Below are 16,896 nucleotides of genomic sequence, written 5' to 3'. Positions count from 1 at the left end.
TTTTGCTGGTTATTTGAGGCATAGTAGATATATAAGTATAATGAATATTGCTAATGTTTTATTTTTCATCAATGTACTTTTATCAATGATTTTAGTTTTACATTATTTAATTTGTTTAATATTTTTAAGCATATCTTTTATAAATATATGACTGTTTGCCAAGATATCTTCAGCTATATATTTTGGGAAAAGTGATTTTAAAGAATCACCATAAGCCTCACCATCCATGGGTTTTTTAAATTTTATAACTGAATATGTTTCATTATAGTTTTTTTTCATTTTTACAACTACTGGATTGCTACCGCTTGATCTAGAATGATATTGACTATAATAAATTTCATAGGCATAGTACATATAAACATAATATCTATTAAGCCTCTTTCTGACTTCAAAAACCTTATGAGCTTCATACATTTTATATATTTTGCTATATTCTTCTGGAGGAAACATTTCTTCTCTTATATATTTTAGAAAAGCATCCTCCATAGCGGGTTCGTAATTAACTATTTTTGTTGGTTTTTTGAAGAGTATAAAATATACTAAGGTAAAAGTAATAAAGAGTATGATTAATGTTGTAATTTTTTTATGTTTCATGTCATCATCCTTCTAATAAAATAAATAGCAATACTAAAACATAATAACATAAATAGGAAAAAAAGTAAAATAAAATCCTTGTTAATACTTAAAATTTAATGATTTCATTGAATACATATTAATAGCAAGTTGTTATTTACTATATTTGTGGAATTATATTTCTAAAACAAATTAATGTAGATAGATTACAAATTTATTATCAAAGAGACTTGACACACAAGGTTGATTGTATTACAATAAAAAGAGTATGGATAATAAAAAACCACTAGCCCCGGTTTTTTAAAATATACGAACGTTGCAACAAGGAGGGAAAATGATGAAGAGTTTTATTGCAAAGCCGCAAGAAATAGAAAGAAAATGGTATGTAGTAGACGCTGAAGGTAAAAGACTTGGTAGATTAGCAAGTGAAGTTGCGAAAATATTAAGAGGTAAAAACAAGCCTATATATACTCCACATGTTGATACTGGAGATTTTGTTATAATCATAAATGCAGAAAAAGTTGAATTAACAGGTAAAAAGTTAGACCAAAAACTATATAGATATCATACAGGACATCCTGGTGGATTAAAAGAGGTACCTTACAAAAATTTAATGCAAAACAAACCAGAATTTGTTATAGAACATGCTGTTAAGGGAATGCTTCCAAAGAACAGCTTAGGTAGAAAAATGATTAAAAAGCTTAAGGTTTATAGAGGAACTGAACACAAACATGAAGCTCAAAAACCTGAAGTTTTAGATATATAGTTCAGGAAGGGAGGACTGTAAGTGGCTAACGTACAATATTATGGAACAGGAAGAAGAAAGAAATCTATAGCTAGAGTTAGATTAATTCCTGGAACAGGAGTTATAACTATAAATAACAGAGATATAGAGGAATATTTTGACTATGAAACATTAAGAGTTAAGGTTAGAGAACCATTAGCTATTACTGATACTTTAGGAAGATATGATATTTTAGTAAAAGTTGAGGGTGGTGGCTATACAGGTCAAGCTGGAGCTATTAGACACGGTATTTCAAGAGCTTTATTAAAAGTTGATGATGAGTTAAGATCTACTTTAAAGAAAGCTGGAATGTTAACAAGAGATTCAAGAATGAAAGAAAGAAAGAAATATGGTTTAAAGAAAGCAAGAAGAGCTCCTCAATTTTCAAAGAGATAATATTATTAAAAAATATAAACCCTCAAACATTGAAGTTTGGGGGTTTTATTTTTTTACATAATAAGAAAGCTCAATTTTTCAAGTGAAAGTTCAAAAAAATGTTGTAAATATATGTTGTAATTGCCGACTAGGATTTTCAGAGTAAATCTCTGAGGGATATGTAGCTCATCGTTTTATTATTGAAGCCATACAAGACATTTTTTTTACTCGGAGATGCCTATATTTTTCTGATTGTATGAGGATGAAAAAATATAGGCATCAATGTCGTGGTCAAAAAATGTCATGTAGCTTCTATTGGGATTGTTGGTAGTATATCTTTAGGGTAAAGCGTTGTGAGTACAATGAAGAAAAATAGTGATAAGAATAACTCATTGGTGTAGGCAAACATCTGATAATCTTTGCTGGTTCAGTAAAGAGGGAGTTTAAAAACATTGAATAAAAGCGTTGAGTAAACTCCCTCTCAAATTCACCGACAAAGAAACATCAGATGCTTGCCTAGTTACTATATTGGTTGTAGTGTTTATTTTTAATACAAAGCTTTGCTAGCCTTTTTTTATGCCTTTTTTAAACAGTATTAGTGTAAAATTAACATTGAATAAAAGGGTTTGTAAGATGAATGTAGAAATATAATGATGTGGATATGAGTTTGATAAATGTAGATAATGTCTATAATGTGAAACTAAAACAGAAATAAATAGTTAAATATTTAATAATTAGAAAAGTTATTGTATATATTTTGAGACATTCGATTGCTACTCATTTATTAGAAGGAGAAACAGATTTGAGATATATACAAAACTTTTAGGGCTGAATAGTTCTAAAATAACTGAGATATATACACATGTAATTAATAAGAGTTTAAGTAATATTAAGAGTCCATTAGATAATATATAAGAGGTATTTGCGAAATTCAGTTCGCAAATACCACCAAATTTGGGTAATAGTTAGAACTAATATACGGAGATTTAAAAGTTATATGACATGCCTACCAGGCTATAAAAACCTACTACAGCATGATGAAAAGGAGGTATAAAGAGTCGTGTTAGTATTAAATGGAGGTTCATACTATCCAGAGTCTAGAAAAATTGATGAAGAGTGGATTCAACTTATAAGTAAAAAAGACTTAATAGGATTTGTTCCGGCAGCTACAGTTAGATCAGAAAAAGAGTATTTCCATTTCTTCAGAAATCAAATGGCGAATTATGAGTTAACTAATATTCCTTCTATAGATTTATATAATGATTGGGAAATTGCTATTAGGGCTAAGGTTATTTTTATTGCAGGTGGTAATACATATAAATTAATGAATATTATGAATACATCAGGTTTTTCGATGTTTATATCAAAGAAGTATAAAGAAAAGATAATTGTAGGTAATAGTGCTGGAGCGGTAGTATTTGGTGAAGATATAAAAACAGCAAATAGTGATGATATTATTGGAATGAGGGATACTAAAGGGTTAGGATTAGTTAAATATTCTATATGTCCCCATTATACTAAAGATAAATATACTAGGCTAAAGAATATATCATTAAAGTTAAATAAAAAAGTTATAGGACTACCAGAAAAATCTGCAATAGTAATAGATAAAAAAGGCGAAAGAGTAATTAATGATATAGAAATAATAAGTCCAATTTAGACTAAAAGTTTATCAGATAAAGGGTTATGTACAGGTATTTTCCATAGGGCACATCATATAACAAAACATTTGCACAAGGTTTGTGCGTGGGTCATAAAGCCTTTTGGGACATGCCCTCACACATTCCTCAACCTAAGCGTAGTAGCGCCACTCGGCACATTAGCCCTTATCAGGGCATGAGCACCTTCGTTCTAAGGTTGAGAAACGTCGCAAAGCCGGAACGTTAGGTGCAATAGTCGCTATCGAGGTATTTCTTTTGGGTCTTATTATTTGGTTAAGAGTTATTAAGTTTTAAAAATAATAAGCTGATGTCTATTATATAATGTGACAACATTTCAACAAGGAGGCAGAGATGATTAAAGAATTTATATTTGATAATTGGGATAACAAAATTTCAGAAAAAACTAAAATATATAGATATGTAACATTAGATCAATTTTTATCAATGGTAGAAAATAAAACTAATTATTTTAAAAGACTTTCAGCATGGGATGATACTTGGGAAGCACCAAGCAGAAATATTCCAACTGAACATGAAGACGGAAGACTTGAATATGCTTCGTATTCAATTAGCCAAGATTTTTTTGGACAGTGTTGGACATTGAAAGAAGAATCTGATGCAATGTGGAGAATATACTCTTTGGATAATAAAGGGTTAAGAATTTCTACTTCAATTGAGAAACTTAAGATGATAGAAGGGATAAATCGCTTGTATTGTGGTAAAGTATATTACTATGATAAATTGATTGAAGGTTTAGAGTTTACAAAAACTAAGGGAAAGGAAGCGTTTTTTAGAGAGGGAATTATAAAAAGACATGCATTTAATCATGAAGAAGAGATTAGATTTTTGACTATTAATCAAGAACCTTTTGTTCAAAATAGAGTTGAAAACGTCAATTGTTTAGAGTTTAGTTTCGACCCAATTAGTATAATCGATGAAATTACGATTGATCCAAGAGCAAAAGAGTACTACGTTGAAACAATTAAAAATTATTGCAAAAGGGCAGGCTTTTCAATCATTCCTGTTAAATCAAAACTATATGATGATGATATTTATGAAAAAGAAAGAATTGTACAAAAATGGGTAAGTGTAACTAAGTGAATTTAGGGTATAGGCGACTACAGCACCTAAAAATGTATTTCCATTCGCTATGCACATCTCTTCACCAGGTGGCAAGCACAGCCTACGAAGAAGGGCTTCGAGGGCCTGGTTCAGAGACGTCGAAAATACGAGACGTTAGGCGACAGAATACATAAATGTACAGGCATATATTTATAAACAAGAGGTGAGATTGTGGAAACTGATAAGACACAAAGAAAAAGACACCCACTGGGGACGGTTCTTTTTGGGTGAAATAGAAATAGATAACAATATTATTCAAATAAAAGAAATCAGTTATTTTAGATGAATTAAATATAAAACACCGAAGAATAAGTAATATATTTCATGGCTTATATTTTTACAAAATATGATTGCGAAGAAAACAATAATAATTTGACCTGTTTTATCTGTTACATCTTTATCATGTATGAAATGATACTTTTATTAGGTGTTTCAAGATTTGTATCTGCACTTTACTTTACACTGTTTATAAATAATGTAACCAGAATACCCAAATATGTTATGGATGGTACTCTTGATTTAGCTTTATTGAAACCATGTAACTCTCAATTTTATCTATCAACAAGGTATCTTTATCTTAATGGTGTATTTGACATAATACTATCACTTATTTTGATTATATGTGCAAGTATAAATGTTAATTTATCTATAGAACCAGTAACATTTTTAATATCAGTACTATTAATTTTATGTGGATTTATGATTGGGTATTCAATATGGATTATGTTAATTGCTTTGTCGATTAGAATCTTACATTTAGATAACATTTCTGAGCTATTTATTTCAGTTTTAAATTTTACTGAGTACCCTAGCGGTATATATACAGGTGTTATACACCCACTGGGGCAATGTCATCAACCTGCACCCACTGGGTACGGTTCTTTTTTGGGTGAAATAGAAATAGATAACAATATTATTCAATCAAAAGAAATCAGTTATTTTAGATGAATTAAATATAAAACACCCACGAGTTATTTTTTAATTCACCTAACTTTCGATTTTTATTAGATTGTTAAGTCTTTTAGGGTCTCCTCTATGTGATAAAGGCGTAACAGATCAAATAGGTAAAATACATTATTGTTTCTTCGTAATTATATTTTGAACAAAAGTAAAACCATGAAATGAATTACAATTTCATGGTTTGTATGTATATTTATTTTATTATTATTCTACATTATCGAGTTTTTTATATAGAAAATTCATTTTTGATAATTTTTCCCAAAATCTTCATCTTGCTCATATCAGCAGTTATAGCACAATCATCATTTGCACATTTTGATAGTTTCACTTTCTTGTTTGCTTCTTTTTTTAGCTGTCTAATCATTTTCTTTCCGTTTATTTCAAACAAATATATACAGTAGTTTTGTATATCTTTAGTTATAAATACAGTTAACACATCATCTTTATTAATTCTAAAGTTTTCCATATCGTTATTTGGAGATTTTACAAACATTATTTTATCTGGATGATGACCTTCAATCTTTTTACTTATTATAGGTAGCTCTTTATAATCAATGATCTTGTTAGTATATAGCTCATATATAGGATATTTCTTAATAACTCCTGCCAAAGCATCAGCCCAAGTTTGGTTTGGCTGGACGGGAATAGTTCCTTGAGGTTTATGAGCTGATTTAGTTTCTTTGTTTTTTTCTATAACCTTTTCTTCTTTAACAAAGTCTTCTTTAGTTCCTAAGGATTTTAAAATCTTATCAGCAACACTTTCATTTATGATTTTCTTACCTGATTCAACTTGTATTATATAGGTAATTGATAAACCACATTTTTTAGCCAGCTCTTTTTCTGTTAGTCCAGCCTTTATTCTAGATTCTTTTATTTTTACTGCAAGTCTGTTCATTTAACATCACCTCTACTGTTTTAAATTATTTCAACTTCTAATTAAGTGGCAGTATATATATTAAGATTATACTAAATATACTCAAATAGATAAACCTCTAATTTATTTTATTAAGTAGACAAAGTGACAGGGACTCGTATGGAAACGAAAGATATGATACAATTCTGTTGAGGTGATATTTTAAATGACAAAATGGAGAACTTATGGACATAGAGGAGACGAAACAGAAGAATTAATTAATAGTACAAATGAATATTATAGGAATTATAATGTAGGTATTATTACTAAGATTCCAGTTCCTATTAAAGTTATGGAAATAAACAGGAAAAACAAAGAAGATATTTTTGGTGGTAAAACGAAAGGTTCTGCTATTATAACCAAGGCTTTTTTTGAAGAGAAATCAACAGTAGACTACATAGGATGTGTACAAGGTTTTACTATTGTTTTTGATGCTAAAGAAACTAATAAGAACTATTTACCTCTTCAAAACATACATAAGCACCAAATTGAATATATGGAACTAATAAGAAAACAAAGAGGAATTGCTTTTATAATAGCTCATTTCAAAATACAAAGAAAGTTTTATCTAATTCCTATTGAGATAATAAAAAGCTATTATGACAGAAGTTTCAAGGGGGGAAGAAAATCTATTCCCATGGAAGATTTAGATAACAACTTTGAAATAGCTTATAAAAATGGATTGCTTTATTATTTAGATACAGTAAATACATATCTTGACTATATAAAGGAAGGAAAAATTAAAAGTGTATAGAAAGCAGTATACGCTGGGGATGTTTATTTTGGGTGGAACAGAAATAAACAACAATATTATTCAATCAAAAGAAACATTGTATTTTAGATGAATTAAGTATATAACAGAGAAGCATAAGTAATGTACCTTCATTAGAGACAGGTATTTTTGGATAAATAGAAAAAGGTTTTGTTACAATTAAAAAGGTGTATTTAATGCTATTAGTAGATTTAAATATAATAAAATTTTATTAGTGACAAAAATTATTTGTATATTTATAAAGCATGAGACTGTAATATATTTCATGGTTTCAACTTTTTATAAAATATAAATATAATGTAGAAATGAATGAAATAAAAGGTTTCATAAGATAAATCAATTGGAGAATGTTATTGTAAAAATAATTATAACTGTTACTTTTGGTGAAATGAGAAGGAGCTGTTATAAGTACTTAATATAGTTTAAATGTAACTAACACACAACTAACAAAACACCATCAAAACATTGAATAATAAGCCTTACAAATTCTCAAAAAGATAGGGAATATATGAAAATCAAAACCTCTCAGACGGTTATGTTTGAGGGGTTTTCTATTTTTTGTAATATGATTAGCTTAAAAATGTATTAAAAGGGTTTTCAAGCTAAATGTAGAAATATAATGATGTGGATTTGAGTTCGATTAATGTAGATAATGTCTATAATAGGAAAGTGAATATAGTAGTTGTGAGTTAAGGGTGAGTAAAATTTATTAAAGTTTAGGATGTGATATGGTTAACCTTACCATAAGAAGTGCGGTTTTTACTAAAATTTGATAGAAAATAGGTGTCAGGTGTATTTTGTCTCAATCAGTGAAACCCACGAATATATATGAGTTTGACATCATCACCCGTGGCACTGATAATTATGAATATAAGGCTTATTATATATAATAGACTACCAAGTTTAGTAAGCTATATTAGGTAGTTGCAAAATGTAAATTTAAAAAATGTGGATAACTTTTAATGTTTTTAGCTCATAAGTTTTTGGCGAGGGAAACTATCTCTACACGTAATCCAATAATTTTTTCAATATGTATATAATCTTTGACGGTTCCGACAAGAGCCCGTTTTGAAGCAAATATGAAACTCACTACTCACTGCGTTCCTAGCAGTAAGTGATTCACTCAAAATCGTAGATTTTGGTTCTCTACTTAGAAGCGATGAAGAATGAACTCTTGAAGTCACGCTTTCAAAGAAACATTAGATGTTTCCCTAGTGACTTTACTTGATTTTTAGAGAAATGCTTTGTAGCTATTTGAATTGAAGCCAAAAAGGGCATAACAAAATAAAGGTTGAGGCAATTATATGTAAGGAATTTAAAAGTAGAGAGGAGATTAACTTTATGAAGAAGGTAAGAATGAGGAGGATTACAGTAGCAATTATTGTTTCTTGTATATTATTGCTATGGTTAAATAATACTAGTTTATTTACAAATAAAACAGATACTTATAAACTACTAGCACATAGAGGCTTAGCTCAGACATTTGATGTTTCTCAAGTGGAATGGGATACTAATACAGCACAAATTATTTACGAGCCTGAACATGAATATTTAGAAAATACAATTGAGTCAATGGAAGTAGCTTTTGAATATGGTGCAGATGTAGTAGAACTAGATGTTCAAAGAACAAAAGATGGGAAATTAGCAGTTTTCCATGACTATGATTTATCAATGAGAACTAATGGAGAAGGTTCTGTAAATGACTATACAATGGATTGGCTAAGAAAATTAGACATAGGATATGGATATACTGCAGATAATGGAAAAATTTACCCATTTCGAGGAAAGGGCATTGGTCTAATGCCTGAACTTAGTGAGATATTAGAAACTTTTAAAGATAAAGAGTTATTAATACATATGAAAAATGGTGATTTAGAAACTGGAAAAATACTATGGACATATTTAAAGAATATGTCTGATAAAAGGTTAGCTCAAATAACTGTTTATGGAAACGATGATGGATTAATGTATTTAAGAGAACAAAATAGCAGTATAAGAATCCTTTCTATGAATCTTTTAAAGAAGGCATTAATTAAATACGAATTATTAGGATGGTCTGGATATATACCAAAAGAACTACATAACATGGAAATCCATATACCTTTAAGTTATGCTAAATATTTATGGGGATGGCCAAATAAATTTGTAGAAAGAATGGAATCTGTTAATACAAGAGTTGTTATAGTAGAAGGGAATGGAAAATGGTCAGAAGGATTTGATACTGTTGAATCTTTAGAAAAAATTCCAAAAGGATATAGTGGATATGTTTGGACGAACCGTATTGATACTGTTTCAAGTAAATAAATGATGAGGTATGAATTAATTCTTTTCTTGTTTTATTATAAAATTCAAAATTAATCGTAGGTATGATTCTTGAGATTCGGCTCCACCAGCGAAAACCACGACAGTATTGGATAATCCAGTATCGTCGTTTTACGTCTATTGGTAGTGTGCATTCTTGATCTTATTTCAGGTTGGTGGAAAGCTAAAAAGTCATGATAGAGATTATACATTATAGGAATAAATTATGAAAAGTAAGCTAAATTAAACTACAATATAAAAATAAAGAGGAGGTAAACGTGAATTGAAAAGTAGTGTATTAGATATAAGATTAGGTGAGTTAATACATCCAGTGGGGCAATGTCATCAGCCTAAGAATACGTAAATTAACAATAGAAATTTAAAGAAAATTCAAAAAAACACTTAACTTTTCAAAAGAATCTAATAATCGATAGGAATACTATTTTAATTAAGTATATCTTATGGATTAATAGGGGTGTAGTTAAATGAAAAATAAAAGTTATTTCTTAGAAGGAATAAGTATTTCACAGGAGCTAATTAATAATTTAATATTTAATAAAAGAAACATATGTAAGAATAGGAAAAAGTAAAATGGATTTTAAAAGCATTATTATTTTTATTTTAAACTTTGTAAAAAAAGTTTAGGCTTAAGCTCAAGTTCTAGTGAGCTTAAGCCTAAACAGTCTTTACTACTATAGAGGAAGAGGATCATCATCATAACGATGATGTCTAGCACTATAGTCAGTACTGCCTTCAGGGTCTACATAGCAATATTCACATGCCAATTTAAATATAGCAATAGAATTTGTATTAATTTTCTTTTTAAGTTTTTTCATAATTACCCTCCTTTCTCATTAAATCTAATAATTTTAATTAGTCTATATATTAGATAAATTAACATGCAAATATGTTCCAATTAAATAAAGAGTTTCATCCTAAATTAAACATAATTAGTGCTAATATAACATAAAGAGTATCTGGTAAATAAAGAAATATAAACATCTGATAATTTTTGCTGGTTTAGTAAAGAGAGAGTTTAATAGCATTGAATAGAAGCGTTAGAAAACTCCCTCTTAAATTTACCGACAAAGAAACATCAGATGCTTGCCTAGTTACTTTATTGGTTGTAGTATTTATTCCTTTTTTTTATGACTTTTATAAACAGGATTAGTGTAAAATTAACATTGAACAAAAGGGTTTGTAAGATAAATGTAGAAATATAATGATGTGGATATGAGTTTGATAAATGTAGATAATGTTTATAATTTGCACTTGGTAAAATGAACACTTGATTAGTGGTAGACTCTACGAATAGTTTACTTGACCGTATTCTACGGATAGTCGGGTGCTTTAATATAAATTGTCCTATAAAATTGCATGTGAAAGGAAGGTGTTTATTATGAATAATGAAAGCATGGCTAATTTTATTTGTGAACTACGAAAATCAAAAAATATGACACAGAGACAATTAGCAGAAAAATTGAACATTACAGATAAAGCAGTTTCTAAATGGGAAAGAGGATTGGGGTATCCAGATATATCAATATTATCCTCACTAGCTGAGGCCTTGGGAGTTACTGCAAACGAACTACTTAATGGGGAAAGAAGTGTTGCTTCACCTTCAGATGCAAATGTAATTGTTGAAACAACTTTGCAATATGCAAATAAAGTTACATTCAACAAGAAAGAATCAGTAAAATTCATTGCAAAAATTATAATTACGGTAACTTGTTTGCTCGGTATATTTATTTGTATTATATGTGATATGGCTATCTCAGGTGATTTTACATGGTCATTATATCCAATTACTGCTATTTCATTTGCATGGCTTATTATAATTCCTCTTTTTCAGTTTAAAAAAAGTAAAGTGTGTATGTCGCTTGTTTCGTTAAGTATTTTTGTCATTCCGTTTTTATTTATTTTAGATAAAATTATTGGTGGTACAAAATTCATGTTACCGCTCGGAGTTCCCGTATCACTGATTGCTATTGCCTATATGTGGGGTATATATATTTTGTTTTCAATTAAGAAGGCAGTAAAATGGAATATGGCATCAATTTCTATTCTATTAGGAATTCCTGTTTCTTTAATTATAAATTATATTGTCGTAAAATTTACAAACCAACCAATAATCGATGTGTGGGATATTTTATCATGTGGAATACTGGGAATGGCATCAATTGTAGTTTTCTTCATAGGAAGAAACAGGAAGGCTAAGACTTCCTGTTAGGAGCATAATACATACTTCTTTTTCCCATAATACACCCCTCTCTAATATCCTAAACATTACTATAATTACAGTATATAAAATAATTACAAAATGTCAACAATTGTATAAATTTATATTATTAATGGTAGTATAAAGAATTTATCACTTGTACAATAAGTAAATTTTACTTTGTAACAGAGTTCAAATTTTGTTTTAAATAGAAGCGCTTCAAAAGTGCTCCTTAAAAGTAATCTGCAAAGAAATCTCAGTTTGAGCTTTAGTGGATTTATAAGTTGAAATAGTTATTATAGCAGTTGTTTAAGGTAGTGCTGTTAAATAAATAATAACAAGGCACAAGATGTCCCCCAACCTCTATAGGTGGAGGGTACTGATTAGATTTGACAGGCAGTGTGCATATCTTTCGCCTCATTGAAACGGTGTGTTCCAATTACTACGTAATTGCTTGTTGTTATAACCAATATATAACTAGGATATCTCTAAGATTTCTTCGGAAGGTGACTACAAAAGCTTCTTTCTTCAACGCTTTTACTAATCAAAGGAAACAAGTTTTTGTAAAACAAACCATATAGGTTAAGACTCAAACAAAAACCATCAAAATTTAGATTGACTAATTTTGATGGTTTTTGTGATTGAAATATTAAATTAAAGAATATTGACTACTTAACAGCTGCTATAACTGACATTTCTACTAAAATATCTTCTCTTGCTAATTTAGCTTCTACACATGCTCTTGCTGGTTCATTTCCATCTTTTACCCATGCGTCCCAAACTTCGTTCATTTCTTGGAATAATGACATATCTTTTAAGTATATTGTTGTTGAAAGTATGTTATTTTTATCAGAACCATATTTATTAAGTAAAGTTTCAATTTTTTCAAGTACTACTTTTGTTTGTTCTTTTACGTCTTTTCCATCTAAGCAAGTTTGTCCGCACAAATAAATAGTTCCATTATGAACTACAGCGCGACTCATTCTTCCTGTACCTTCATATCTTTTTATTTCCATGTAAATACATCTCCTTTATGTTTAGTTATTGTTTGTCAATATTAATTATAATATATTTGATATTGATATTCAATTTATATAATCTACTGGCTATTATTAAGTAAAGTTTGTTTTTTATTTTATTGACTAATATATAAGAAACAATAGTATTATTAACTATTCAAGTTATAATTTGTTATATAGTTGAACATAAAATATTTATAAACAAAAACAATGATGTTATGCAATTGATTTTCTTCTTCTTTTAGTAATAAGGACAATTTTCCTATAATATCATAGTAATATGAAGTTTTAGGGGGTTGGCATGAGAATTATTATAATAAAGAAAAGAAATTTATTGGTTTTACCGATATTATTAATACTTATTATTACAAGTGTATTAACTTATAATAAACAATATAATACTATACCAGCTTTTTCATCACCTATAATAAATAAAGTTATAGCAATTGATCCTGGTCATGGAGGTTTTGATCCTGGTGCTTCAGGAAAATCTGGTGTGAAAGAGGATGATATAAATCTTCAAATATGTTTAAGAATTAGAAGGTTATTAGAGCAAGCAGGTGGAATAGTAATATTAACCAGAGAAACTGATGATGGACTTGATACTAGTAAGTCAAAGACAATAAGACAAAGAAAAAATGAAGATTTACGTAATAGAAGAATTTTGATAAATGAAAGTAAGCCAAATGTTTTTGTGAGCATACATTTGAATAGCTTTGAACAAGCTAAATATCATGGCGCACAGGTTTTTTACAAAAATGGTTGCTCCGATAGCAAGGAACTAGCTGACATTGTTCAAAAAGAATTAAGAAGAGTACTAGACAAAAACAACAAGAGAGTGCCGCAGTCCAGAAAAACTGTTTATTTACTTAAAATGGTTAAATGTCCATCTATTTTAGTAGAATGTGGTTTTTTATCTAATGCAAATGAAGAAAAAATGCTTCAAGACCCCTCTTATCAAGAAAAGATTGCTTGGGCAATATACATTGGTCTATTGAATTATTTTGATGAAGAAAGAGAAAACCAGATTTAATATAAAGCATATCACATTTTTCATATCTAGAATTTTCATCCTAAATAAAAAGAAAAAATTAAAGGAGGTGAAACCGTTTATATTAGTGCCTATCATCATATATGTAAAATTTTAAAAAAAATCCCAAAAAATATATAAAAATTATATAATTAAATTCTTCTATTCTCTGAATGAGTAAGCGACTAACAAAAAATCAAAGATTTAGTTATCTGCTCATAATTCAAAATTATTTAGCACACTTTTCATATAATCTGGGATAATATTTATTTAGATAGGCTTTATGTTATAGTAAACGGTATGGCATGGTTAGTTTTTTAAAGAGAAAATATATGAAATATGTATTTATATTTTGTATTTGTTTAATCATGATTCTTATTTTAAAAAAATGTATAGATCGTAAAAAAAGTATAGTTACTTTAAATAACGAAGTAAATAATGTATTAGAGCATATTGTACTTAGTAGAAATAATGCGTTGTTAAATAATAATAAAGATTTATTGAACAAGCTATATGACCATAATACTGTTTATGGAAGATGGGCTTTAGAACATGAAAATAAAAGAATAAATTACCTACAGCTTTGGGCAAAAAAGCAAGGAATAGTTTTTAAAGATGTAAAATCAGAAATATTGTTAAAAAATATAAAAGAGAATCGACAAAAACTAACTATTAATTTTTCAATGTGTACAAAATATTATTATTATTATGTAGATATGCCTAATGAAGTAAATTCTATGGGAATAGGTACATATCATTCAATGGAAGTGATAAATGATGATTCGTCATATAAAATCATAAAAGAATGGTATACAGATCCATTTGAAGATTCACTTAATGAAAAGGATAAATACTTTGATAGTATAACAAAATATATCAGTTCACAAAAAATAAGGAGTTTTGCAAATTTAAATGACAAAAGATTAGATACAGTAGAATATGTAAATAGATATTGTGGAGCAGCATATAAGGTTACTAATGAGTATAATAAGAAATATAGAAATTATAACTATACTGGCGGTGATTGTGCAAATTATTTATCACAGGCATTACATGAAGGTGGTAAATTTAGAAAAAATAGAACTTGGAATTATGAGAAAAGATCAGGAAGTAAAGCATGGGTAAATGCACATTCTTTTAAAAGCTATATGCTATATAGTGGTAGAGCATCATTAATAGCATATGGTAGTTATAATAAAATATATAAATTAGCATATAAATTACTTCCGGGCGATATAATTGCTTATGGCGCTAAAGGTAAGGTTAAACATGTTTCAATGGTTGTAGGTGCTGACTCAAAAGGATATCCGTTAGTTACATGTCATAATATTGATAGATATCGTGTACCTTGGGATTTAGGATGGAATGATAAAGACATAAGATTTTGGTTATTAAGAGTAAATTACTAAATGGGTATTTCGAAATAGTATAATGCCATAAACTTCATTCACTTTGAAATACCCATGTTAAAAATGAATTTAGAGATAGTTATTTTTATAATTTATTTTTAAACTTATAGTCTTTAGTCATAGTAAAGACTAAACCACTTAAGGAAACAAGACCTATTAGATTTGGAATAGCCATTAGTCCATTAAAGGCGTCTGATAAGTCCCACACAATATCTATTGAGCTAAGGGCTCCTACATAACAAAGTAATATATAAAAGACTTTATATATTTTTACTGCAGTTAACCCTGCAATATATTCTAAGCATTTTGAACCGTAATAAAACCAGCCAAGTATTGTTGAAAATGCGAAAAATACAAGACCTATTGAAACTATATAACCTCCAAAACCTGGTAGACCTTCGTTAAATGCTGTTGTGGTTAGTGCTGCTGATGTTAAATTATTAGTAATAGTCATTTTACCAGCTGCATCTATATTTACTAAACCAGAAACTAATATTACTAATGCAGTCATTGTGCAGACAATTAATGTATCTATGAAAGAACCTAGTGAACCAATAATCCCTTGTGATACAGGATCATCATTAGTAGAAGCAGCATGGGCAATTGGGGCACTACCTAAACCAGCTTCATTTGAAAAAACACCTCTTGCAACACCATATCTTATAACTGTTCCGATAACACCACCACCAACAGCTTTACTAGAAAAAGCATTAGTGAAAATCATAGATAACGATGGTAACAATCTACTTGCATTCATTATAAGCACTGCACCTGAACCTAAAATATAAGCTATAGCCATAGCAGGGACAACTTTGTCAGTAACATTACCTATGCTTTTTATTCCTCCTATTATAACTAATCCAGTTGCAAGAGTTATAACAACACCAGATACTTTAGGGTCTATTCCAAATGATACATTAAGAGATGTAGAAACAGAATTTGCCTGAACCATATTACCAATACCGAATGAAGCAAAAAATCCAAAAAATGCAAACATCCAACCTATTATACTACCAAATTTGCCTGCTTTTTCACCAAAATTATCTTTAAAGCCCAATTTTAAATAATACATAGGACCACCAGATTTTTCACCATTTTTATTAGTAATTCTATACTTTAATGCTAGCAAAGCTTCAGCGTATTTTGTAGCACCACCAAATGCAGCAGTAACCCACATCCAAAAGACGGCACCTGGACCACCAGCAGCTATAGCTGAAGCTACACCAGCTATATTACCAGTACCTATAGTGGCAGCGAGAGATGTCATCAAAGCTTGAAAAGGTGATATATCACCTTCACCTTTAATATCCTTTGAAAAAAGCAATTTAAAAGCATAACCTAATTTTCTAAACTGAATAAATTTCGTACCAATACTTAATAATACACCTGTACCAACTAAAAGTACAATCATGATTGGACCCCAAGCAAAATTTCCAAGTGCTTTTATTATTTCTTCGAAGCGTTCCATTTACTTTTACCTCCTAAAATTCATCTAATAAGTATTTATTTTTATTTAAAATTTCCTGTAAATTTGTAACATATTTAAATTTGTCTAACTTAGTTTTAATACTAGTATTATAAAAAATCATATAATTAATTCATATTATAAAATCTTTAAGTTAAAAAGAAAGTTGCATTTTAAGAGAACAATCTATGATTTTAGTTCTTTTAATTCTTAACATACAAACTTATATGTTAAGAGTTCACTGAAATCTTTATAATTTGAACTATACTGCATATTATGGGGAATAATATGAAC

15 protein-coding genes are annotated in these 16,896 nt (G+C 28.9%); 10 read left to right on the top strand and 5 right to left on the bottom strand.

The window, feature by feature from the left end; translation table 11 throughout:
* Positions 1-102: 102 nt before the first annotated feature.
* A complete protein-coding gene (locus AYC61_RS11785; protein ID WP_066502368.1) occupies positions 103-594 on the bottom strand; it encodes a hypothetical protein in 492 nt (163 codons plus the stop codon).
* A 316-nt stretch (positions 595-910) separates the two neighbouring features.
* On the opposite strand from AYC61_RS11785, the gene rplM reads away from it, so the two are divergent.
* From rplM to AYC61_RS11760, 5 genes are all read left to right on the top strand, one after another.
* Positions 911-1,339 (top strand): 50S ribosomal protein L13, encoded by a 429-nt coding sequence (gene rplM, locus AYC61_RS11780; RefSeq protein WP_082759932.1) that lies wholly within the window; start codon positions 911-913, stop codon positions 1,337-1,339.
* Positions 1,340-1,360: 21 nt separating this feature from the next.
* Entirely contained in the window at positions 1,361-1,753 is a 393-nt protein-coding gene (rpsI, locus tag AYC61_RS11775) for a 30S ribosomal protein S9 (RefSeq protein ID WP_066502355.1), read from the top strand.
* A gap of 1,039 nt (positions 1,754-2,792) precedes the next feature.
* Positions 2,793-3,392, top strand: coding sequence for a Type 1 glutamine amidotransferase-like domain-containing protein (locus tag AYC61_RS11770; RefSeq protein WP_066502353.1), 600 nt, complete (start codon positions 2,793-2,795; stop codon positions 3,390-3,392).
* Between the two features lie 352 nt (positions 3,393-3,744).
* Positions 3,745-4,494 (top strand): DUF2971 domain-containing protein, encoded by a 750-nt coding sequence (locus AYC61_RS11765; RefSeq protein ID WP_066502351.1) that lies wholly within the window; start codon positions 3,745-3,747, stop codon positions 4,492-4,494.
* A gap of 345 nt (positions 4,495-4,839) precedes the next feature.
* Positions 4,840-5,463 carry an ABC-2 family transporter protein gene (locus AYC61_RS11760; protein WP_066502348.1) on the top strand — a complete coding sequence of 208 codons (624 nt, stop codon included), beginning with the start codon at positions 4,840-4,842 and terminating at the stop codon, positions 5,461-5,463.
* A gap of 238 nt (positions 5,464-5,701) precedes the next feature.
* On the opposite strand, the gene AYC61_RS11755 is transcribed toward AYC61_RS11760, so the two are convergent.
* Positions 5,702-6,370, bottom strand: coding sequence for an XRE family transcriptional regulator (locus AYC61_RS11755; protein ID WP_066502346.1), 669 nt, complete (start codon positions 6,368-6,370; stop codon positions 5,702-5,704).
* A gap of 184 nt (positions 6,371-6,554) precedes the next feature.
* On the opposite strand from AYC61_RS11755, the gene AYC61_RS11750 reads away from it, so the two are divergent.
* Entirely contained in the window at positions 6,555-7,142 is a 588-nt protein-coding gene (locus AYC61_RS11750) for a Holliday junction resolvase RecU (RefSeq protein WP_066502335.1), read from the top strand.
* 1,359 nt (positions 7,143-8,501) lie between these two features.
* Positions 8,502-9,464: a glycerophosphodiester phosphodiesterase family protein gene (locus tag AYC61_RS11745; RefSeq protein ID WP_066502333.1), complete on the top strand. Its 963-nt coding sequence runs from the start codon at positions 8,502-8,504 to the stop codon at positions 9,462-9,464.
* 689 nt (positions 9,465-10,153) lie between these two features.
* Here the strand turns inward: AYC61_RS11745 and AYC61_RS21280 are convergent.
* Positions 10,154-10,297, bottom strand: a complete 144-nt coding sequence (locus tag AYC61_RS21280; RefSeq protein WP_156456446.1) for a hypothetical protein — start codon at positions 10,295-10,297, stop codon at positions 10,154-10,156.
* A gap of 563 nt (positions 10,298-10,860) precedes the next feature.
* Here AYC61_RS21280 and AYC61_RS11740 point away from each other — a divergent pair.
* Positions 10,861-11,691: a helix-turn-helix domain-containing protein gene (locus AYC61_RS11740; protein WP_066502329.1), complete on the top strand. Its 831-nt coding sequence runs from the start codon at positions 10,861-10,863 to the stop codon at positions 11,689-11,691.
* 656 nt (positions 11,692-12,347) lie between these two features.
* Here the strand turns inward: AYC61_RS11740 and AYC61_RS11735 are convergent.
* Positions 12,348-12,695 (bottom strand): RidA family protein, encoded by a 348-nt coding sequence (locus tag AYC61_RS11735; protein WP_066502325.1) that lies wholly within the window; start codon positions 12,693-12,695, stop codon positions 12,348-12,350.
* A 304-nt stretch (positions 12,696-12,999) separates the two neighbouring features.
* Between AYC61_RS11735 and cwlD the strand changes: the two genes are divergently transcribed.
* Both cwlD and AYC61_RS11725 read left to right on the top strand, forming a co-directional pair.
* Positions 13,000-13,731: an N-acetylmuramoyl-L-alanine amidase CwlD gene (cwlD, locus tag AYC61_RS11730; protein ID WP_066502317.1), complete on the top strand. Its 732-nt coding sequence runs from the start codon at positions 13,000-13,002 to the stop codon at positions 13,729-13,731.
* Positions 13,732-14,060: 329 nt separating this feature from the next.
* On the top strand, positions 14,061-15,137 hold the full coding sequence (locus tag AYC61_RS11725; protein WP_242866785.1) for an amidase domain-containing protein: 1,077 nt from the start codon (positions 14,061-14,063) through the stop codon (positions 15,135-15,137).
* A gap of 85 nt (positions 15,138-15,222) precedes the next feature.
* On the opposite strand, the gene AYC61_RS11720 is transcribed toward AYC61_RS11725, so the two are convergent.
* Positions 15,223-16,605: an alanine/glycine:cation symporter family protein gene (locus AYC61_RS11720; RefSeq protein WP_066502313.1), complete on the bottom strand. Its 1,383-nt coding sequence runs from the start codon at positions 16,603-16,605 to the stop codon at positions 15,223-15,225.
* Positions 16,606-16,896 lie beyond the last annotated feature (291 nt).

The organism is Abyssisolibacter fermentans (assembly GCF_001559865.1).
Taxonomy (GTDB): domain Bacteria; phylum Bacillota; class Clostridia; order Tissierellales; family MCWD3; genus Abyssisolibacter; species Abyssisolibacter fermentans.
Note: the sequence above shows the minus strand (reverse complement) of the source record. Positions and strands in the feature narration are given on the sequence as shown.

What these genes read in the sequence shown, in the direction of transcription:
- cwlD (WP_066502317.1), top strand. Translation starts at nt 13,000, where the DNA reads ATGAGAATTATTATAATAAAGAAAAGAAATTTATTGGTTTTACCGATA.
- AYC61_RS11755 (WP_066502346.1), bottom strand. Translation starts at nt 6,370, where the DNA reads ATGAACAGACTTGCAGTAAAAATAAAAGAATCTAGAATAAAGGCTGGA.
- AYC61_RS11785 (WP_066502368.1), bottom strand. Translation starts at nt 594, where the DNA reads ATGAAACATAAAAAAATTACAACATTAATCATACTCTTTATTACTTTT.
- AYC61_RS11765 (WP_066502351.1), top strand. Translation starts at nt 3,745, where the DNA reads ATGATTAAAGAATTTATATTTGATAATTGGGATAACAAAATTTCAGAA.
- rplM (WP_082759932.1), top strand. Translation starts at nt 911, where the DNA reads ATGAAGAGTTTTATTGCAAAGCCGCAAGAAATAGAAAGAAAATGGTAT.
- AYC61_RS11760 (WP_066502348.1), top strand. Translation starts at nt 4,840, where the DNA reads ATGGCTTATATTTTTACAAAATATGATTGCGAAGAAAACAATAATAAT.
- AYC61_RS11750 (WP_066502335.1), top strand. Translation starts at nt 6,555, where the DNA reads ATGACAAAATGGAGAACTTATGGACATAGAGGAGACGAAACAGAAGAA.
- AYC61_RS11735 (WP_066502325.1), bottom strand. Translation starts at nt 12,695, where the DNA reads ATGGAAATAAAAAGATATGAAGGTACAGGAAGAATGAGTCGCGCTGTA.
- AYC61_RS11740 (WP_066502329.1), top strand. Translation starts at nt 10,861, where the DNA reads ATGAATAATGAAAGCATGGCTAATTTTATTTGTGAACTACGAAAATCA.
- AYC61_RS21280 (WP_156456446.1), bottom strand. Translation starts at nt 10,297, where the DNA reads ATGAAAAAACTTAAAAAGAAAATTAATACAAATTCTATTGCTATATTT.
- AYC61_RS11725 (WP_242866785.1), top strand. Translation starts at nt 14,061, where the DNA reads ATGAAATATGTATTTATATTTTGTATTTGTTTAATCATGATTCTTATT.
- AYC61_RS11745 (WP_066502333.1), top strand. Translation starts at nt 8,502, where the DNA reads ATGAAGAAGGTAAGAATGAGGAGGATTACAGTAGCAATTATTGTTTCT.
- AYC61_RS11720 (WP_066502313.1), bottom strand. Translation starts at nt 16,605, where the DNA reads ATGGAACGCTTCGAAGAAATAATAAAAGCACTTGGAAATTTTGCTTGG.